The organism is Dyadobacter luteus, assembly GCF_003383615.1.
In the GTDB taxonomy this organism is placed as follows: domain Bacteria; phylum Bacteroidota; class Bacteroidia; order Cytophagales; family Spirosomataceae; genus Dyadobacter; species Dyadobacter luteus.
Genome location: NZ_QNUL01000001.1, coordinates 406,363 through 426,834, shown reverse-complemented (window position 1 = coordinate 426,834; position 20,472 = coordinate 406,363). Strand labels below are relative to the sequence as shown.

At 43.5% G+C, this 20,472-nt stretch carries 12 protein-coding genes and 4 tRNA genes; 3 read left to right on the top strand and 13 right to left on the bottom strand.

Features of this window, described 5'->3' with window-relative positions:
• Window positions 1-218: 218 nt before the first annotated feature.
• From DSL64_RS01675 to DSL64_RS01630, 10 genes are all read right to left on the bottom strand, one after another.
• Window positions 219-305, bottom strand: a tRNA-Ser gene (locus DSL64_RS01675).
• 49 nt (window positions 306-354) lie between these two features.
• Window positions 355-1,428, bottom strand: coding sequence for an asparaginase (locus tag DSL64_RS01670; RefSeq protein WP_115828890.1), 1,074 nt, complete (start codon window positions 1,426-1,428; stop codon window positions 355-357).
• Between the two features lie 17 nt (window positions 1,429-1,445).
• A complete protein-coding gene (locus DSL64_RS01665; RefSeq protein ID WP_115828889.1) occupies window positions 1,446-2,207 on the bottom strand; it encodes a TatD family hydrolase in 762 nt (253 codons plus the stop codon).
• Window positions 2,208-2,247: 40 nt separating this feature from the next.
• Window positions 2,248-2,874 (bottom strand): polysaccharide deacetylase family protein, encoded by a 627-nt coding sequence (locus tag DSL64_RS01660; RefSeq protein WP_115828888.1) that lies wholly within the window; start codon window positions 2,872-2,874, stop codon window positions 2,248-2,250.
• Between the two features lie 156 nt (window positions 2,875-3,030).
• Window positions 3,031-4,539 (bottom strand): glutamate synthase subunit beta, encoded by a 1,509-nt coding sequence (locus DSL64_RS01655; RefSeq protein WP_115828887.1) that lies wholly within the window; start codon window positions 4,537-4,539, stop codon window positions 3,031-3,033.
• Window positions 4,540-4,633: 94 nt separating this feature from the next.
• The gene (gltB, locus tag DSL64_RS01650; RefSeq protein WP_115828886.1) at window positions 4,634-9,217 is read right to left on the bottom strand and encodes a glutamate synthase large subunit; all 4,584 of its coding nucleotides are present in this window, start codon (window positions 9,215-9,217) and stop codon (window positions 4,634-4,636) included.
• Window positions 9,218-9,553: 336 nt separating this feature from the next.
• Window positions 9,554-9,976 carry an STAS domain-containing protein gene (locus DSL64_RS01645; RefSeq protein WP_115828885.1) on the bottom strand — a complete coding sequence of 141 codons (423 nt, stop codon included), beginning with the start codon at window positions 9,974-9,976 and terminating at the stop codon, window positions 9,554-9,556.
• A 38-nt stretch (window positions 9,977-10,014) separates the two neighbouring features.
• Entirely contained in the window at window positions 10,015-10,956 is a 942-nt protein-coding gene (locus DSL64_RS01640; RefSeq protein WP_115828884.1) for a phosphoribosylaminoimidazolesuccinocarboxamide synthase, read from the bottom strand.
• 16 nt (window positions 10,957-10,972) lie between these two features.
• A complete protein-coding gene (locus tag DSL64_RS01635; protein WP_115828883.1) occupies window positions 10,973-11,680 on the bottom strand; it encodes a tetratricopeptide repeat protein in 708 nt (235 codons plus the stop codon).
• Between the two features lie 40 nt (window positions 11,681-11,720).
• The gene (locus DSL64_RS01630; RefSeq protein ID WP_115828882.1) at window positions 11,721-12,683 is read right to left on the bottom strand and encodes a vWA domain-containing protein; all 963 of its coding nucleotides are present in this window, start codon (window positions 12,681-12,683) and stop codon (window positions 11,721-11,723) included.
• 130 nt (window positions 12,684-12,813) lie between these two features.
• On the opposite strand from DSL64_RS01630, the gene DSL64_RS01625 reads away from it, so the two are divergent.
• The 3 genes from DSL64_RS01625 to DSL64_RS01615 all read left to right on the top strand — a co-directional run bounded on the left by DSL64_RS01625 (window position 12,814) and on the right by DSL64_RS01615 (window position 13,206).
• Window positions 12,814-12,900, top strand: a tRNA-Ser gene (locus tag DSL64_RS01625).
• Between the two features lie 48 nt (window positions 12,901-12,948).
• Window positions 12,949-13,022, top strand: a tRNA-Pro gene (locus tag DSL64_RS01620).
• A 110-nt stretch (window positions 13,023-13,132) separates the two neighbouring features.
• Window positions 13,133-13,206, top strand: a tRNA-Arg gene (locus tag DSL64_RS01615).
• A gap of 70 nt (window positions 13,207-13,276) precedes the next feature.
• Here the strand turns inward: DSL64_RS01615 and DSL64_RS01610 are convergent.
• The 3 genes from DSL64_RS01610 to DSL64_RS01600 are packed head-to-tail and all read right to left on the bottom strand — an operon-like array spanning window position 13,277 to window position 20,425.
• On the bottom strand, window positions 13,277-14,707 hold the full coding sequence (locus tag DSL64_RS01610) for an AcvB/VirJ family lysyl-phosphatidylglycerol hydrolase (RefSeq protein ID WP_115828881.1): 1,431 nt from the start codon (window positions 14,705-14,707) through the stop codon (window positions 13,277-13,279).
• Between the two features lie 48 nt (window positions 14,708-14,755).
• Window positions 14,756-17,350, bottom strand: coding sequence for a phosphatidylglycerol lysyltransferase domain-containing protein (locus tag DSL64_RS01605; RefSeq protein WP_115828880.1), 2,595 nt, complete (start codon window positions 17,348-17,350; stop codon window positions 14,756-14,758).
• 24 nt (window positions 17,351-17,374) lie between these two features.
• Entirely contained in the window at window positions 17,375-20,425 is a 3,051-nt protein-coding gene (locus DSL64_RS01600; RefSeq protein WP_115828879.1) for a response regulator, read from the bottom strand.
• Window positions 20,426-20,472: the final 47 nt, after the last annotated feature.

Sequence of the window (20,472 nt, the reverse complement as noted above, 5' to 3'; positions counted from 1 at the left end):
TGAATTTGGCCGGACAATATATTTTCTTTTTCTCTACTGAATTCTCAGACGGGTTCCACGCTCCAAACTCAACGTACCAACGTTTGGAAAGGTCGCCTTGTCGTTTGTAGAGCTTAGCTTCTATGTAAGGGTTTACCATAGCACTAGGGCTTAAAAAGTAGCAATTAGAGTAGTAGAAAACATAAAACCCCCTTGCAAGTAAATGCAAGGGGGTTTTGCAGAGAGGAAGAGATTCGAACTCTCGATACAGTTACCCATATACTACCTTTCCAGGGTAGCTCCTTCAACCACTCGGACACCTCTCTGGGTGGTTAATCAGGGTGCAAATATAGCGGAAGTAATTAAATAAACAAATCAAACACTCATTTCTCCCCTTAAAGGTTTTCCAAGAAGCGCTGCGCACTTTTCGATTTCGTTTTCCTTGCTGAATACGTACATCATTTTGGTAATGGCTGCTTCCGCAGTAATGTCAGAGCCACTTACTACACCTACCTGCTTAAGAAATTTGCTGGTTTGATAGTGTCCCTGGATTACCTTGCCTCCTTCGCACTGAGAAACATTAAAAATCACAATACCGGATTCAATTGCAGTTTTAATTGCATCCAGAAACCACCTGTCTGTCGTGGCATTGCCTGCCCCATAGGTTTCAAGCACTACACCGCGCAAACCTTCGATACCTAAAATCGACTCTACAACTTTCTGGTTAATACCCGGAAACATTTTAATGAAAGCAACATTGGTGTCCATTTGTGTGTGAACTTTCAACTGTGCATTTTCCTCCCGCGGTTTCAGATATGGATAATTGTATTCAATCTGCACACCCGCGTTGGCCAGATACGGATAATTCTCAGAATGAAATGCGTTAAAATCAGAGCTTTCCTGTTTTTTTGAACGGTTTCCGCGTAATAACTGAGAATTGAAATAAATACAAACCTCCGATAATATGGGTTTGCGGTCATCGTCCATGGCTGCAGCCAGCTCCAGCGCAGTGATAAAGTTTTCACGTGCATCCGATCGAGCAACTCCGATAGGAAGTTGAGCGCCAGTAAGGATCACGGGTTTATCCAAATTTTCTAACAGATAGCTCAACGCTGATGCCGTATAGGCCATCGTATCGGTTCCGTGCAGAATTACAAAACTGTCATAGTACGTGTAGTTGGTTTCAATAATCTGAGCAAGCTCTATCCAGATAGCAGGATTGACGTTTGACGAATCAATAGGTTCTTTCAGAGATAAGAATGTAATTCCAAAGCTCAGTCTGCTGATTTCTGGCACTTTTTCAATGATCTGATCGAAATTAAAGGGGACAAGTTGCTTTCCCTTGCTCTCATATACCATTCCCAAAGTACCTCCGGTGTAAATAACAAGCACTGAACCCTGAACAGGATCAGGAGATATGGGATTGATATGAATTGTGTTATATGACATTGTTAATCTTAATTCAGTTATACCGAAAGCATGGCTAATGCATTTTCCGTTGTTGCTACAATTACTTCTTCTTTGCTGATTTGCTTAAGATCACCAATTCGCTGCGCAACTATTTCAATATAAGAAACTTCATTCCTTTTTCCGCGATACGGAACAGGTGCCAGATACGGACTGTCCGTCTCCAAAACCAGATGTTTAAGATCTACGTAGGGTATTACTTTGTCCAGTCCGCCATTTTTGAATGTGGCTACACCTCCGATACCCAGTTTAAATCCAAGCTCAATTGCCTTTTCGGCATCAGCCAACGAACCTGTAAAACAATGAAAAATGCCAGTCAAAGCAGGCTCAGCCAATTTTTCAATCAGTGCAACTGTTTCCTGAAAAGCATCTCTGCTATGAATATCTATCCAAATGTTATGCTTAACAGCCAGCTTACATTGGTATAAAAAAGCTTCTTCTTGTTGCGTACGGTAGGTTTTATCCCAAAACAGATCCATCCCTATCTCTCCGATAGCGATAAACTTTCTTTTCGAAAGCCACTGTTCAACGACGGCAAGCTCTTTTTCAAAATCCTCTTTGACATAACATGGGTGCAGGCCGATCATAGGCAAACATTGATCAGGATACTGGTCTGCCAGTGCCATCATTGGCTCAATAGTGGCATGATCACAGTTTGGCATCCAAATTTGGCTGATACCTGCATTCCAGGCTCTTTCCAGCATTGTCTCGCGATCTTCATTGTAGTCCTCACTGTAGATGTGAGCATGTGTTTCAATCATATACTTTATTAATCAGGAACTTTGACTTGTCCTGCTATTTTTAGTTTGTCATGGGTATTGCTGCAAATTCAAATCCCTTTTCAGCAAAATGAGAAAGGAATCCGGGTAGTGCAAACTGCATATTTTTCGATGCCTTAATACTATCGTGAAACAATATTATCGACCCTGGCCGCGTATGTTTTATGCTTTTCCTGAGACAGGTTTCACTAGTCATATCTGCAGAAAAATCACCACTCAATACATCCCACATTACGATCTTACGATCTGCCGGTAACAGCCGCGCCTGGGCTCTGCTGATACGGCCATAGGGAGGACGGAATAATGAAGTCTGCATATTGAGTTGCACGTCGCATTTGCTGATATTATCCAGATACAAGTCATCCTGTGTCTTCCATCCGTTCATGTGATTGAAGGTGTGGTTACCAATTGAATGTCCCTGCTGAGCTAATTTTGCGAAGACATCCGGATGTTTACGCACATTGTCTCCAATACAAAAAAAAGTGGCTTTTGCGTTAAATTTCGCCAGTTCTTCCAGTACAAATTCAGTAATGTCGGGTATGGGGCCATCATCAAAAGTAAGGAAAATCTTTTTTTCACTAACCGGTATATGCCAGATATACCGGGGATACAAAGCCTTTAACCAAAACGGGGAATAGTGCAAAAACATATTGACGCGATTTCTTGATTTCTCCGCCTATCGGCAGAAGTCACATGCAAATATACAGATCATTGACTAAATGGTGGGCTTGCTGTTTAAAATGAGAAAAACCGCACGGATCACGTACGGTTTTTCAATATTGTTAATAAAACTAAGCTCAGTTCTCTACACGTGAGCAAAAGATGGATTGAACATTGAAATAGCTTTTGCTTCCAGGAATGATTCTCCCATCAGGTATTCGTCAACTGCTCTTGCCGCCTCGCGACCTTCGCTGATTGCCCATACTACCAAAGACTGACCTCTGCGACAGTCACCTGCGGCAAAGATTTTTTCATTCGATGTAGATTGGTAACCATTTGTTTTGATGTTTCCTCTGTCATCGAAGTCAAGTCCAAGATCATTCAGAAGACCTTCCTGTTGTGGATGAAGGAAACCCGCGGCAAAAAGCGCAAGCTCACAGTCGATTGTACGTTCGCTTCCTGCCACTTCTTTCATTTGAAGACGACCAGTTTCAGCATCTTTCTGCCAATCCAGATCCACGATTTTAATCGCTTTCAGATTGCCATTTTCGTCACCGACAAATTCTTTTGTATTGATAGACCAATGTCTGTCGCAACCTTCGTCGTGAGATGTAGACGTACGAAGCATCATCGGCCAGTTGGGCCATGGAGTACTTGCATCACGCTCCTTCGGAGGAATTGGCATCAGCTCAATTTGAGTCACAGATTTCGCTCCGTGGCGGTTAGATGTACCTACGCAGTCAGAACCTGTATCACCACCACCAATTACAACCACATTTTTACCGGTAGCAAGCAGCTGTCCATCTTTGTATTTCACACCACGGTGATCTACGATTGGTTCAATTCCTGCAACACGTTTGTTTTGCTGGCTCAGGAACTCCATAGCAAAGTGAATTCCTTTCAAATGGCGACCTTCAATTTTCACATCACGAGGCACAGTAGAACCCATTGTAAGCACTACTGCGTCGAAATCGTTTTCAAGTTCATCCACCTTGATATCAACACCTACGTTTACGTTGGTGCGGAATTCGATGCCTTCTTGTTGCATTACCTCAAGACGGCGATCTATTACTTTTTTATCAAGCTTGAAATCCGGAATACCATACCGAAGCAATCCACCCATACGGTCGGCTCTCTCGATCAGTACAACCGAATGCCCGGCTTGGTTCAACTGGCTTGCAGCAGCAAGACCTGCAGGACCAGAACCGATAACAGCGACCTTCTTACCTGTGCGACGTTTTGGAATACGTGGTTTTACCAGATTCAACTCAAATGCCTTCTCTATAATTGCCTTCTCAATATACTCGATGGCAACAGGCGGTTTATTGATACCTAACACACATGCCGATTCGCAGGGTGCAGGGCAAATTCTTCCTGTAAATTCAGGGAAGTTGTTGGTTGAGGACAAGATTTCATAAGCCAGTTTCCAGTTTCCGTCGTAAACGGCATCGTTGAATTCCGGAATGATATTACCCAGCGGACAACCATTATGGCAAAAAGGGATCCCGCAATCCATGCAGCGGGCCGATTGTTGTTTGGAGTTTGAATCCGTTGGCGCTGTTTCGATTTCCTTGTAATCCTGAAGACGCTCGTCTACAGCTCTTTTTTTTGCCAATTCCCTTTCAAACTCTAAAAATCCGGTTGGTTTTCCCATTATTTTTCTTTCAAATTAATCGTGATTGAATCGGGCCGTTTAAAAGTTTTAACCCGGTGGAGCTAACAGCCAATTGCTACCGGGCCAAAAGATATTACAGGTGATCTACGTCTACAACGATGTCCTGATACACCACATTTTTATCAGCGATCTGCTGCGCAAGTGTAATGCCACGTCCTTCAAGTGCTTTCTTGAAATCGGTCGGTAACACTTTTACAAAACGCTTCACAGATTCTTCCCAATTCTGTATTAGCTGGAAGGCAACGTTACTCGTTGTGTACTGGAAATGTTTGTCGAGGAATTCTCTGAGTATACCCTGATCTTCCTCGTTGAGCTCGTTCAGAGTGACCATTTCCATGTTCACTTTTTCCTTGAAGTCGCCCGCCTTGTCAAGAACATAAGCTACACCACCTGACATACCTGCAGCAAAGTTTCTTCCGGTTTCACCAAGAATTACGGCCAAACCACCTGTCATGTATTCGCAACCGTGGTCTCCCAAACCTTCAACAACAACTTTGGCACCGGAGTTACGTACGCAGAAACGCTCACCAGCAGTCCCCCGAATGTATGCCTCACCAGAAGTAGCTCCGTAGAATGCTACGTTACCCACGATGATATTCTGTTCCGGTTTGAACTTTGAATCTCTGTCCGGATATACAATTAGTTCAGCACCGCAAAGACCTTTTCCGAAGTAATCATTTGCATCTCCTTCCAATTCAAGGCGAACACCAGCCGTGTTAAACGCTCCGAAACTTTGTCCGGCCGTCCCACGGAATTTGTAATGAATTGATCCCTTCGGCAGTCCTTGTCCTCCGTATTTCTTGGAGATTTCATTGGAAAGCATTGTACCAACCGCGCGGTTCAGGTTGTTAATAGGGAACTCTTTATATACTTCCTCCTTCTTATCGATTGAAAGTTTTGCGGCTTCAATCAATTCAAGGTCAATAATACTATCTATACCGTGATCTTGCTCTTCCTGTTTGAATTGAGCTACGCTAATGCCAGCCTCTTTGTACAGAATAGCATCAAAGTTCAGGTTCTTGTATTTCCAGTGTTTAATATCATGGCGAAGTTCAAGGTACTGAGCCTGACCTACCATTTCATTCACTGTACGGAAACCAAGCTGAGCCATAATCTCGCGCAATTCTTCTGCCATGAAAGTGAACATATTCACTACGTGTTCCGGCTTACCGGAGAATAACGCACGCAGTTCCTTACGTTGTGTAGCCACACCAACAGGGCATGTATTCAGATGGCACTTACGCATCATGATACATCCAGCTGCTACAAGTGCAGCAGTTGCCACACCCCATTCTTCAGCACCCAGTAAAGCTGCCACTGCAAGATCTTTACCTGTACGAAGTTGTCCATCTGCCTGAACAGTTACACGGCCACGCAATTTGTTGCGAACAAGCGTCTGATGGGTTTCTGCCAGACCAAGCTCCCATGGAAGACCTGCATGGCGGATTGAGCTCAATGGAGAAGCACCTGTTCCTCCGTCATAACCAGAGATCAGAATGTGGTCAGCATGTGCTTTCGCAACACCTGATGCTACAGTTCCAACGCCTGCTTCCGATACAAGTTTAACACTGATTCTTGCTTCTTTATTGGCATTCTTTAAGTCAAAAATAAGCTGCGCCAAATCCTCAATAGAATAAATATCGTGGTGAGGAGGAGGCGAGATAAGTCCTACGCCCGGCGTTGAGTGACGCGTACGTCCGATCCAGTCGTCTACCTTAAATCCAGGCAGCTGTCCACCTTCACCAGGCTTGGCTCCCTGAGCTGTTTTAATCTGAAGCTCACCAGCATTGCTCAAATAATGACTGGTTACACCAAAACGTCCGGAAGCAACCTGCTTGATCTGCGAGTTCATACTATCTCCGTTCGGAAGATTAGTATAGCGCAATTCATCTTCACCACCTTCACCTGAATTGGACTTGCCGCCGATACGGTTCATGGCAATGGCAAGCGTTGTATGCGCTTCCCATGATATAGATCCGAATGACATCGCACCTGTAGCGAAGCGTTTGAATATATTTTCAACCGGTTCAACTTCTTCCAAAGGAATAGGATTTCCTTTTTTGAAACGAAGTAATCCGCGCAAGGTCAGCGCTTTATGGCTCTGATCGTCGATAAGACGAGAGAACTTCTTAAATTGCTCGTAACTGTTATTCTTCGTTGACTGCTGCAGCAAGTGAACAGACTGAGGATTGAATATATGCGCCTCTCCACGCTGCTTCCACTGATAGAAACCACCTACTTCCAATTTTGGATGTTCTTCCGGCGTTTCGTGGTAAGCAACTTTGTGACGGACCAATATTTCTCGCGCAATCTCAGAGATACCCATACCACTAATGCGGGAGATGGTACCTGTGAAATAACGATCCACTACATCTTTGTTCAGACCAACGCATTCGAAAATTTGCGCTCCCTGATAAGACTGCAAGGTAGAAATACCCATTTTAGAGAAGATTTTAAGCAACTCCTTATTAACAGCCTTGATATAGTTGTAATGTAATTTTTCGTCTTTGAAACCTTCTTCGATCATCCCTTTTCTGTTCATATAAGAAAGGGTTTCGAAAGCCATGTAAGGACAAACACCTGCTGCGCCGTAACCGATCAGGGTCGCAAAGTGGTGTGTCTCCCATACGTCTCCAGCTTCAACCAGAAGACCCACTTTACCTCTTAATCCCTCGCGGATCAAATGGTGATGGATGGTAGCTGTAGCAAGCAGAGAAGGAATCGGTGCATGGTCAGAGTCGATCGCACGGTCAGATAGGATAATGATTTCAAAACCATCCTCGATCGCATCTACCGCGTAACGGCAGATTCTTTCCAATGCTCTTTCCAAAGCCTTCCCGCCCTGGTCAGCACGGAAATAGGTATTGATTGTTTTTGCCTGAAAACCTGCTTTATCAACAAAACGAAGCTTGTCGAACTCATGTACCGTAAGTACAGGATGTTGCAGCGCAATCTGGCGGCAATGTATAGGACTTTCAGTAAGAATATTTTCTGTTGCTCCCACGAATGAGATCAAAGACATGATCGCACGCTCACGGATTGAGTCAATCGGCGGGTTGGTTACCTGTGCAAACAACTGCTTAAAGTAGTTTGACATGTGTTGACTCTGCTCTGAAAGCACTGCCAACGGAACGTCCGTACCCATTGATCCAATCGCCTCGAGACCTGTCTGCCCCATTGGAGCCAGAATCATACGCAAATCTTCGGAAGTATAACCAAACGCTACCTGACGTTTCAGAAGCGCGTTCTCCTCGTACGGACGATACGTTCTGATCGGCGCATCAAGCTGATCTACGTGTAATTTGTATTCGTCAAGCCATTGCTGGTAAGGTTGTGCAGAACATACGCTTGCTTTTACCTCTTCATCAGGAATAATGCGCCCCTGCTCCATGTCCACAACGAACATACGGCCAGGTTGCAAACGTCCTTTTGTAACAACCTTTGCCTGGTCCACTTCAAGTACGCCGGCTTCAGAAGCCATAATGATGGTATCATCGTCGAGTACCCAGTAGCGTGAAGGGCGAAGTCCGTTACGGTCAAGTGTAGCACCTACCATTTTTCCATCAGTAAAGGAAATAGAAGCAGGTCCGTCCCAAGGCTCCATAATCGCAGCGTGGTATTCGTAGAATGCCTTACGTTCCGGATCCATTTGCTCGTTGCCGTCCCATGCCTCAGGCACAAGCATCATCATCACGTGCGGTAATGAGCGGCCTGAAAGGTGAAGCAATTCAATGGCGTTATCCAGGTTACCGGAGTCAGACTGGTTTCTGTCGCATATCGGCAGAATCATATCCATTTCTTCTTTTGAAAAGAATTCAGAAGAGAAAGATTTTTCTCCGGCTCTGATCCAGTTCACGTTTCCTTTCACGGTATTGATCTCACCATTATGCGCTATATAGCGGAAAGGCTGAGCCAATTCCCATGCAGGGAATGTATTGGTAGCAAAACGTGAGTGTACTACAGCAAGTGCAGATACAACTGCTTCGTTTTCCAGATCAGGGAAATAATATTTCAACTGGGCAGTAGTAAGCTGTCCTTTATATGAAATGGTACGGCAGGATAAAGAAGAATAATAGAATTTACCCTTAGAACCTTTTACTGTATCAGTAATAAGTCTGGCTGAAACCTGACGAAGTATGTAAAGCTTGCGTTCAAAAGCAAGATCATCCGTAATTTCATCCGGACGTTTGATGAACATTTGCTCTACATGCGGCTCTACTGAGAGAGAACCTTCACCGAGTGTATTATTCAGTGTAGGCACTTTGCGGTAACCCAGTAAATGCAAGCCAAGTTTTTTAATTTTCCTGTTGAGGATATCACGGCATTCCTCACGCATAGTGGCATCATTTGGGAAAAATATCATCCCAACCCCATATTCTCCAGCCGGCGGAAGCTGAAAGCCAAGTTGAAGACATTCATCCACAAAATACTCATGCGGGATTTGGATAAGGATACCAGCTCCATCACCTGTGTTAGGGTCAAAACCTGTGGCGCCCCTGTGTTCCATACGTTCAAGCATATGGATAGCATCGGCTACTATCTGGTGTGACTTGCGGCCTTTGATGTTAGCCCGGAAACCTATTCCACATGCATCATGCTCAAATTCCGGACGGTAAAGTCCCTGATTTTCTACCATTGGTTCAGACATTTGCGACATATATCGAAGAGTGTAGAGAAATTAACAAATTCGTATATAGAATTTTTATAAATAAGCGCTTGAAAAAAATTGCCAAACTTGCTTTGCCTTACGATTAGGGTAAAGCCTCGCAATATAATCACAAAAAATATTTGGCGGAATAGCCGAATGACAAAATTTTCTTTCTGTCTATCATTTTTGTTGTTTTATTACAATTAATCTAAAAATATTGCTAGGGTGGTAACGAAAGTGCCTAAACATTCAAAATTTACGAATCATTAGTATACGTCAGATACAAAAAAATCTCACCCTTTTCAAAGGTGAGATTTTGAAGAAAAAACATATATTAATGTTCAATCAAGGCTCTTTGGACTCGCTTACTCCTTCGTAGTCTTCATCATCATAATCATCGTCTCCTGCCCCAAATTCATTTTCCAGATTATTCATAAACACTGCGTCTATTGCTTCTTCTTTTGTCGGCAGTATGGTCAGATCCGGAATTTTCAAAGCCTCCAGCGTATCTATAAAGTCGTCATCCCTTGTTATGAGAACCAGAAGTCCCAGATCATTCGCACAAAGCCAGTTTATTTTTTTGAGCACAGCAGTTCCCTGGGCATCTATTGATTTTGTCTGTTGTACATTGACGATCAGACTGTGGTAATCCTCACGGAACAGCGAGCGAGCCGTTTCTTCAAATGCCGCAGGCACTTCTCCTGCGAAGGCTGCTTCTTCAAGTTCTATAAATACGTATTGTTCTTTTTTTTCAAGCTTGTGATTCATGGCAAGTTTGTTTAAAAAAAATGGTCTTCTCTTTATAATTAAAATGTTTCCGTAGCTCTGGCAATTGCTTTTTCAATACGCTCTACAGGATTTTCTACGTGTGCCTTCTGGAATTTATTTCCAGTTACTTTCTCGTAAAGTTCAATATAACGTTCAGTAATCAGCGCTACACGTTCGTCGTCCATGACAGGTATTTGCTGTCCGTCTTTTCCCTGGAAGCCGTTTTGAATGAGCCATTCCCTTACGAACTCTTTGGATAGCTGCTTTTGCGGCAATTTTTGTTCCTGGTTTTGCTGGTAAACATCTTTATAGAAGTACCGTGACGAATCAGGAGTGTGAATTTCATCGATCAGATAAATAACTCCATCCTTTTTACCGAATTCATATTTTGTGTCTACCAGAATTAACCCCTGGTCTGCGGCCATCTCAGCACCTCTGTTGTAAAGCGCAAGGGTATATCTTTCCAGATGTTCGTAATCATCCTCACTAACCAGTCCCTGGCTCAGAATCTCTTCACGTGAAATATCTTCATCATGACCTTCATGCGCCTTTGTAGTTGGTGTGATGATCGGTTGAGGCAATTTGTCGTTCTCATTCAAGCCGTCCGGCAAAGCCACTCCGCAAACAGCTCTTTTTCCCGCACTATATTCTCTCCAGGCATGGCCTGCAAGGTATCCGCGCACAACCATTTCAACCGGAAAGGTTTCACACTTGATACCTATAGCTACGTTAGGATCCGGAACCTCTTCAAGCCAGTTAGGTACAATATCCGAAGTTGCATTCAGGAAATAGGCTGCAATCTGATTCAGAACTTGTCCTTTGAAAGGAATAGCGCGTGGCAGGATTACATCGAAAGCAGATATGCGGTCGGTTGCAACCATCACAAGATGTTTCTCAAAAGAATACACATCGCGTACTTTTCCCTTGTAAAAGGCTGTTTGATTAGGAAACTGGAAATTTGTTTCGGATATACTGTTCATTGGTTTTTGATAAAAATTACCATTCAATTTGCTCACTCTGCTCAGCTTTCTTCGCATACTGTTTTCTGCGTAGCTGATAAATATATTGGGATTCTCCCGACTTCATTGCATCCAATATTGCCCTTGCCTGATCTTCAGACATATTCATGGCCTTAAGACTGGTCAATAACTGCTCTCTTTTTGCATTCTCCTCTACCTCCTGCTGGTTAGGCTTTGGGGGTGGGGCCGGTTGGTTGTTTGCTTCAGGCTGCGATTGTTTCTTTTCAGTTTTAGATGCAGGCATTTGCTCCATTCCTGAAAACGCGTCCTTTAAAATAACAAAGTTATGCCTGGCAATCTCATTATTAGGATCTATACGTAAAGCTTCTTTCAAACTGCTCAATGCAGCAGCCGTATCTTCCTGTTGTGCTTTAATCAAGCCTACCTGCAAATTGGCCACAGAAGAAATCATTCTGTTATTCACACGCCTTAAAAGCTGATAATGCTGAAGCGCTTTCCGGTATTTTCCAGCCAGAAAATAAGCATGGGCCATATTCAGCCTGGCTCCTGGTTCGGAAAATGTTGATCCATAAGTTATCTGCTGGTAAAGATCTGCCGCTTCCACGAACTGCTTGTTTTCAAAAAATCGCTCAGCGCTCAGTTTCCGCTCATTAGCCTTGGTAATGGAATCGAAATTTCGATTGTCCATAAGCCAGAGAAGCAGATAGAGAATGATTGATGTCATGAAAAAACGGTTGTTACCCTGCAAAAATAGGAAGAGATCATCAGAGACGGAAGGTTCCGATCGTAATTAACACATCAAGCAGCAACAATATTAACGCTGCACCAAGAAAATAGTAGTACTTGTTACTCGCCACTGTCACCGTTCTCGAGTCTATTAAGGTACCATCGGCATTTGTTACATCGCCGATAAGTTTGTTAATATCATTTTTGGCATTGTTCAGTTCGTAATAGTTACCCTTGGTGTTTCCTGCGAAAGATTTAAGAAATCCTGTACCCAATTTACTAACTACAATGTTGCCGTTTTCATCCAGAAGAGGCTTACCCTGATTCCGGATGCTTATTCCATTCGGTGTTCCCACTGCAACTATATAATTACCTACCCCAAAACGGCGAAGATTGTTATACAGACTTCGGCTGCAATCATTCCCATTTTCGCCATCGGTGAAGGTAATTATCATTTTGGAACGGCTGGTAGGATCTGTAGTACTCATCAGTTTGGTATAGGCAAGCTCCACAGCGCCACAAATATTAGTGCCGCTTGTAGGTAAAAGATCTGTTTGCAGGGATTGTATGAAGAGCTCCAGTGCAGCGGCATCATATGTGAGAGGTACCTGAACGAAAGCATCATTTGAGAAAATAATAATCCCAATCTTGTTCGCACGCTGGTTTTGTATAAAATGGTTCAATTCAAACTTAACCTTTTCGAGTCTGGACGGATTTACGTCCGCTGCATCCATGGATCTGGAAAGGTCGACCACAAGATAAATGTCTTTCCCTTTTGCAGAAATCTGTCTTTCCGCCTCTCCAAATGAGGGACCCAATAAACTTATGATCAGCAGACCAAGCGTAATACTTCTTAAAAACAACTTGATGATGATTGTTCTGGCCGTAGTTTTAAGTTGTCTGGCAACGCGGATTGTGCGTATTATGTAGGTTGTGTAGACGAAAACGAAAAAAAATATAAAAAAATATTCTGTGCTCCCAAAGGGGTAATTCCAGTTCATACTGAACGTTTTGTGTAATTTAAAGTTTTTCAAAAATAGGGCTTTTAACGCTTCTGATAAAGTTTTTTTATTTAAAAGTTTGCTTTTCTGATTTACAACCAGCTATATTTGCAACCCAGAACGGAACAACGGAGGGATGGGTGAGTGGCTGAAACCAGTAGTTTGCTAAACTGCCGTACTCGCAAGGGTACCGCGGGTTCGAATCCCGCTTCCTCTACACTGTTTTAAATGGCCTTTGATTTTATCTGCAAGGTAAAGTCAAACTCGGGGAGTGGCGCAGCCCGGTAGCGCATCTGGTTTGGGACCAGAGGGTCGCAGGTTCGAATCCTGTCTCCCCGACAAATAAACAGGCAGTAGGCCGTATGCAGCTTGATCTGCGAACTGCTCACTGCCTGTTTCATTAACCGAAGAGCAACTGCCTTCTAAGCAGTAGGTCTTTTAAAAGTTTCGGTTCCGTAGCTCAGCTGGATAGAGCAACTGCCTTCTAAGCAGTAGGTCTTGTGTTCGAATCACAACGGAATCACAAAAAAAGCGTTTAGCAGCAATGTTAAACGCTTTTTTCTTTAATATATGTCCCGTCCTGAAATAGGGGATCAATTCCGAATATTGCTCAAAATGACAGTTGTAAGGGCCGCATAATCATCGTTGTAATGGTGGCCTCCGGGTAGGATTATGGTTTTAATTCCTTCTTTTTTTAATTTGTCTTTGACCTGACTATCTTCCCGGCCCCCGAATATACAAGCTGGTTTCAGATCCTTAATTTTAATCATTTCCGCCAGCACATTGTACTGACCATTGTTTTGCCCCAGGTTGAGCATGTCGGTAATATGTATTTCAAAATCAGCGTTTTCGTCGGGAGACAGTGAGATTACACCTTTTATATTTTTCTGGATATCTGAGGAAAGTCTGTCGGCAATAAACGGCACAACAGATGCTCCAAATGAAAAGCCCATCAATACAAATTCCCTTTTACTCCATTGCTGCATATAATGCACAATGGCCTTACTAACGTCAGCAGCTGATTGTCCGGGCGATTTTTCCTTCCAGAAATACTTCTGTGCGTCCATACCCACAACGGGCATTCCGCTCTTTGCCAGGTTCTCGGCCAGAGACTGATCGAAACTGGTCCAGCCTCCATCTCCGGAAATAAAAAACACAAGGGGCATGTCGTTTTTCTGAGCGGAAGGAATCAGTGTTAATGGTAAGGATCCTGGCAGCAGCGCTGTTTTTTGTGTTTGAAGTAAAGCGTTCTGAGCAGACTTCTGTTCTGTAAATGACTGTGTACGAAGTATTTGTTTGTAAGCGATATTGAACTGAGGCAACCAGTTAGTGTTCACCGAAAAGCCATGGCCGACCTTTGGAAGAGTGACCAGTTCTGCCATAGGCATCTTTTCAAGAAACTGTTTTGTCGATGCGTACGGACAGTTTAAATCCTTCAAGCCATTCAGGGCGATAAATGGCGCGGTAAGTCGGGATGTTTTTTCTAACCAATACGTTTTTTTATCTGCTGTAAGATGCGAACTGAGCGCTGTTCCCTTGCACAGCGGTTTCGCGATTTCAATATCAGGACAGAAGCCCAGAGCCAACGCTCCTTTGAAAGTATTGGCAGGGGCCTGGGCGAGTATTCCGTAAATGAGCGTAGCCCCATAAGAATAGCCAACCAGCACCGGTTTTAGGTATTGAGGAAACTGGTATTTTTTCTGAATCATCAGACTCAGATTTTCAAAATCGGCTGCCGGATATAAACAACCTTCTGTTTGGCGGTTGAGTGATTTTTTATAATTCCGGGCATCAATGCCCAGCACCAGCGCTCCCTGCGCCGCTATGTTTTTAGCCATCTCTATTACGCCTGACTCCCAGCCACCATCACCCGACACAAACAGCGCTACAGAGGTAGGCTGAATTGAGGGATGGTAAAGTATGATTTTTCCAAAAGAACCATACACAATGGAATCGATTGTACCGGCATGAGCTATCTGACATGCAAGCAGAAAAACAAGAAAGAGGGCAAGTGGCTTTTTCATTTTCAGATATTGATGATGTGTGTTTAAAGGATGAATTCGAACCTGCTTTTATGGTTTGATTACATTCGTCAGTGCTGCTGGAACTTTGAATAAATCATAATCCTGATCGTAAATCAGGTATTTGTTGTACCAGACCGGCGAGAACTTTTCCTTAAAGTCGCGCAGCCCTTTGTAATGCGAAAAGCTACTGATCTTCTCATAAGCGAATTTCATAGAACGTTCCGGGAAATTCTTCGGGTCGGCAATGCCGGAAAGTGGAGCAAACCCCAGGTTACAGGTTTTAAAACCGTCATTTTTTAATTGATTAAAAAGCGCCACCGTGATAAAATCGATGACTCCGTTCGGGGCATCTTTGGTTTTACGTATCAGGTCGTAGGTGCCTTCGCCGGGAGCATAATCCGGGATGATATTTACAAAAGCAACAATCTTTCCATCAGGATCTTCGAGGGTAATGACAGTCTGCTCTTTCAATTCTCCCCGCAAAAACATTCCCTGAGAAAACACGATTTCCGACCTTTGTGTGTCTTGTAGCCATTCTTGGGAGACATCATTCAATTTATCGAGCAAGTCCTCATCAATGGGTGCGGTGTACGTTTTTGTGTAAAAACCTTTTTCGGAAACCTTCTTCAATGCATTCCTGATTGATTTTCTCGAACCTCCATCCAGTGAAAAACCAGTCAAATCAAGCACACCTTCCTGGCCCAGAAATAATTTCTTTTTATCAGGGAAATAGGCAAGATTCTCCTCAGGAACGCGGTAATAAATACTTTTCAATCCGCTGTCAAAGCAGTATTTTTCAAAAGCTGTAATACAAGATCTCCAAGTATCTCTGGGCCCGACCGGACACTCCAGCGCTACGGCAAAGTTGCCCGTGAGCCGGTAAGCTATAAAGGCTTCACTGTTTTCCGGCCGGAAAATGAGTTTATCAGGATAAGCTTTGAAATAATCCATACCTGAACTTCCGTAGGAAACCAGCTGCTTTTTCGCCCATTGCAAATCATCTGTTTCTACGGTTGCTTTTAGAATGTAGGGCCGAACCAGCGTGTATACCAGAAAGGAAATGCAAATAAAACCGCTGATATTGAGTGAATAAAGAAAGTCACTTGCGAAAATATCCTGAGGAATTAAATTTTGGCTTCCTATCAGCAGAAAATTCTGAACGGTATATCTGATCGAATCCGACCAGCTGAAATCGATGTTAAAATGCTTTTGATCCAGAAAATAAAATCCGACACAACCATAAAGCATTACCGCTAGGCAGGAAAGCAAAGTGGTTTGAATTCCAATGATGCCAAGCCTGCGGTTGTTACGGATGTAATATTCTTTTCTTGACAAGATTAAAATGGCCAGTACGAATAGTGCAAAACTAGCTTCCTCATAATCAATGGCTTTGGTAAGGTTTCCTACAAAGGAAAGCAGACAAAAGAAAACGGAGAAGTACCAGGCCATGCGAAGACCTTTGAGCATAAACGCAGCGGTAACCAGTAAAAGCAAGCCGGTGATCAGTACAAAATAATTGGAAACTGTGATCGCGCCGAGTGGGAGAAAGTCTTTGAGGAAGATCAGCCGCTGGCTAATTGCAGGTGTGAGAACCGAAATAATATTGACTATACCAAGTAAGAGTAGTAAAAGAGCCGGGAAAACCCGCATCAATAGTCTGTTGATTTTCAAAAGAAAACTCATGGCTCCGGCAAACAAGGGTAGCCAGAATTCAAGGAAACGGTAGAAAAAAGTGATGGAAATGGCGGCTGCATCTGTGAAGCCAAACCGGATCAGAATATAGGTCATCGATACCTCAATTGCTCCCAGGCCGCGTAAAAACGGAGATGCGATCAGAAATATGACTGCAACAATGTAGCTGATGATGGCTGCAAAAAGTGATGCTTGCAGCCCCAGCGCGAGCATGGCGATATACACGTGAGCGATCCCTGTCAGCTCAATCAAAACACTATAAAAAACAACCCATAAAAAGTGAATTTTATCGATTTTATTACTTTGCAGATCTTCCAGGTACACTTCCACCGGGGGAGCATAACGGATCACTTTTTGGTAGAGCAATCCCTGATTTAATATGGATCGGTAGAGTAGATATATACAGCAAGTTAAAATCAGCAGTGATGCCAGTGCTGTCCACTCGCCGGCTCCCACATTTCCCTGCACAACGGCCAACAAAAAAGCAGGGATTGCGACAATCACCACCGACACAATACCCACGAACGCGTAAATGGAGGATGCGAAGTGAATCTGGGATTTTGAAATTCCTTTGTCCGCAATTGGTCCGGTGAAGAAAGCGAGGGAAGAAAGACCACCTGCAGGAAGGAAAACGCTGATGAAATTTCGCTTTAGGAAAAGTGTTACCGAGTCTTTAAATGAAACGCTGCTGCCAATGGCGGCGAAAGATTCAATATACATCAATCCTTGCAGTGCAATGTACACGCCGGCGAGCAGAACACCTGCCAGTAACCATTCCCAGCGGGACGTGAGAAGGATGTGTCTGACCTGATGCAGCTCTGTTTGTTCGTGGCGGATAAACCAGATACCAAGACCGATGAAAAACACTGTGAAAATATATTGCCCGACTATCTTTCCGTTTTCACGGACGTAGGGAATGCCTTTTTGTCTAAGAAAATGTATTGGATTCATACTTTTCCGGGTTGAAATAGCTTCTTACTTGCCTTTAAGAGGGTAATCTTTTAGTTGTGCAAAGGTGTAACCCCGGGCTTTCAAAACCGGAATTATCTTCGAAAGCGACTCATAAGTATTCCATTCAGGATGGTTGAAATGCATGATGATCAGTGCGCCGGGTTTCACATTTTGAAGTACACTTTCCTGTATTGTTTTGACTGGCGTGAAAGGCACTGCATCCCCGGAGAGTACATCAAAACTGATCATGGTCACGTCGAGCACACGGGCTATTTTTGCGCACGCCTCGTCGGTATAAGCGGTAGAGGAACGGAAAAATAAAGGTCTCCGCCCCGTGATTGTTTCTATTTTGCGCTCATTAGCTTCAATTTCGTCGAAGGCGTCGGGGACATCCGCGGTGCCTTTTATGCCGTATTCACTTTCCCCGTCCACAGAGCAGGGTTTGTGATTCAGCCCGTGATTTTCAATCTCGAATAAATTATCTTTACTAAGTGCAAGGAATGTATCATAATTAGTGTCAATCCATTTTCCTGAACAAAAGAGTGTTGCCGGTATTTGCTCTTTACGCAGGTAGTCGATCAATTCTGAGTCGTAGCCACTTCCGTGCGGACCGCCACAGGCATCGAAAGTGAGTGCCAGAATTTTTTTGTTCGTTACAATATCCTCATCGACGCCTTTCACAAATTCGCCCCAATTACCCGGTTTTGTGTGTGCAAAAGCTTTGTCAACCTGGTTTTTCTTTTCCAGGTAGTCAGGATTTTTGTAAAGTTGCCGAATGAAATTTTCGTTTTGAATATCGAGAGGCTGCGCCCAACAGAGCCGGGTTATGAACAGCAGAGTCAGCCCGGGTAGGAGAGGTTTCATCAGGTGTGATTCTTGAAGTGAATTAAATTGATTGTAAAATGTTTTTGCTTCAATCAGGGCTTGTTGACAGATGGAGGTAACGTGATCAACTTTTTGCTGTATCTCACTTTCACTTAGCTCACCATTCTCTAAATCATCCAGATCCTCATCCAGCAGGCTGACCAAACCCATAATCGATACGCTCGTTTTCATGCTGTGTGCGGTGCGTTTGAGCTCTGTGAAGTTTTTGTTTGTAGTCGCTGATTCCAAGGCGTTCAACTCAGCAGGTATCAAATCTAAGAATTGCTCCGTAACCATTTTTTCGTACTGCGCATCACCGCCGCTAATCTCTTTCATATAAGTGAGATTGATTACCCGAAAGTTAAATTCCTCTGATGTAATGAGCTCATTGTCAGTAGTTAAAAAAGTGCTGTTATGTAAAAAGGTTGTTAATATTCTGGTTAACTCACTCTCTCTGATTGGTTTTGAAATGTGGTCGTTCATGCCGAAACTGATACACTTTTCGCGTTCTCCAGCCATCGCATGCGCAGTCATAGCAATGATGGGCGTGGTAAGACCAAGTGTCTGCCTGATCTCGCGGGATGTAGTATATCCATCCATCTCCGGCATTTGAATATCCATAAAAATTATGTCGAAATCCTCCGACTGCAACGCTTCCAATGCCTGCTTGCCATTTCCGGCGATTTTAACTTTTATTCCACGTTCTTTCAGCAAATGAACCATCAGCCCCTGATTGATCACATTGTCCTCTACAACCAATATGTGCGGTTCATTTAAAATGTTATCTGCCTGCGATAGTTGTTTATTTTGCTCTGGAACGGGTGCCCCTTTGTAGAGCTGATAAGGAATAAAGAAGCTGATCTCAGTACCAGACCCCACTTTACTTTTTACTTGGATGCTACCATTTTGCAGATGAACGAGATCGCGGACAATAGATAATCCCAGACCTGTTCCTCCAAATTTTCTTGTCGTAGAATCTTCTGCCTGACGAAATCTTTCGAAGATCGTATCCAGTTTTTCTTCTTCTATGCCAATACCTGAATCTTTGACCTTGAATTCTAGCTCAATGTTATCCTGGCTGGTATTTTTAATATTTACACTCAGTTCGATTTTTCCCTTCATGGTGAATTTCACCGCATTTCCAATCAGATTGACTAGTATCTGAGTGAGTCGAGTGGCATCACCAACGAGGGTATCGGGCAAATCAGGTCCTGTATTGATATGAATCGTGAGTCCTTTTTCTTCAATTTTCTGATGGAACATCATGCTTACCGAGTGGATCAATTCTGAAAGAATGAAGGGCGAATGCTCAATGCGCATCATTCCCGACTCGATTTTTGACAGATCCAGAATGTCATTGACGATGGAAAGAAGTGTTTCAGACGACTGGTGCACCGTTGCCACGTGCAGTGCCGCGTCATCATCTAGTTTTTTCCGTTGTAAAAGGTTTGTATAACCCAGAATCGCGTTCAGAGGAGTTCTGATCTCATGACTCATATTGGCCAGGAAATTCTCTTTTATTAATGCGGCTTCTTTTAATTTTCTCTCGCTGGTATTGAGCTGTCCAATTAGTTTTGCCTGCTTTTTCATCCTGCTGATAATAATCAGGAAAACAGCTATGAGAAGAACCAGTACCAGTAGTGTAAGGAATATATTCCATCGGAGTACCCTCTGTCCGCTTTGATCGACGAGCTTTACCTTTGCTGCCAGAGCAGTCCGGCCACTGGTATCTATTTGATGTGTCAGTCTTGTGATTTGATCTGTAAGCCTGATTGCCTTGTATTCTGAAAGTGCTTGCTGACTTGCGGCTTGCGGAGAGACCTGTAAGCTACCAACGAGCTCACGGCTAAGTTCTATTTTGGTATTGACCAGGCTTCGAAGCTGATTCATATAGGCTCGGGAAGCTACCGAATCACCTGCATTATCCAGCCCGTGATTATCTTCTATGACTTTATCAACAGCCTTTTCGAATTCGGAAACTTTGTTAAAATCCGGTGTGGCGACAGCCGCCTTGGTTTTATTATCAAGCACTAAAAGATCCTTTTGCAGGCGTACAAGCTCATTACTAAGCCTATACTCGGCTAAAAGACTTTCATTACCACTGATCAGTTCACGAACATTGCCCGCAGTGAAATATTGGGCCAGCAACAGCATGATTATTCCTGCGATGAAACCCGCCGAGATATAAAAGATGAGTGTTCTGATCCGCATGACGTATGTGCTTTGGCCAACAGGCTGTTTGTCGCCGGCTGAGCTGT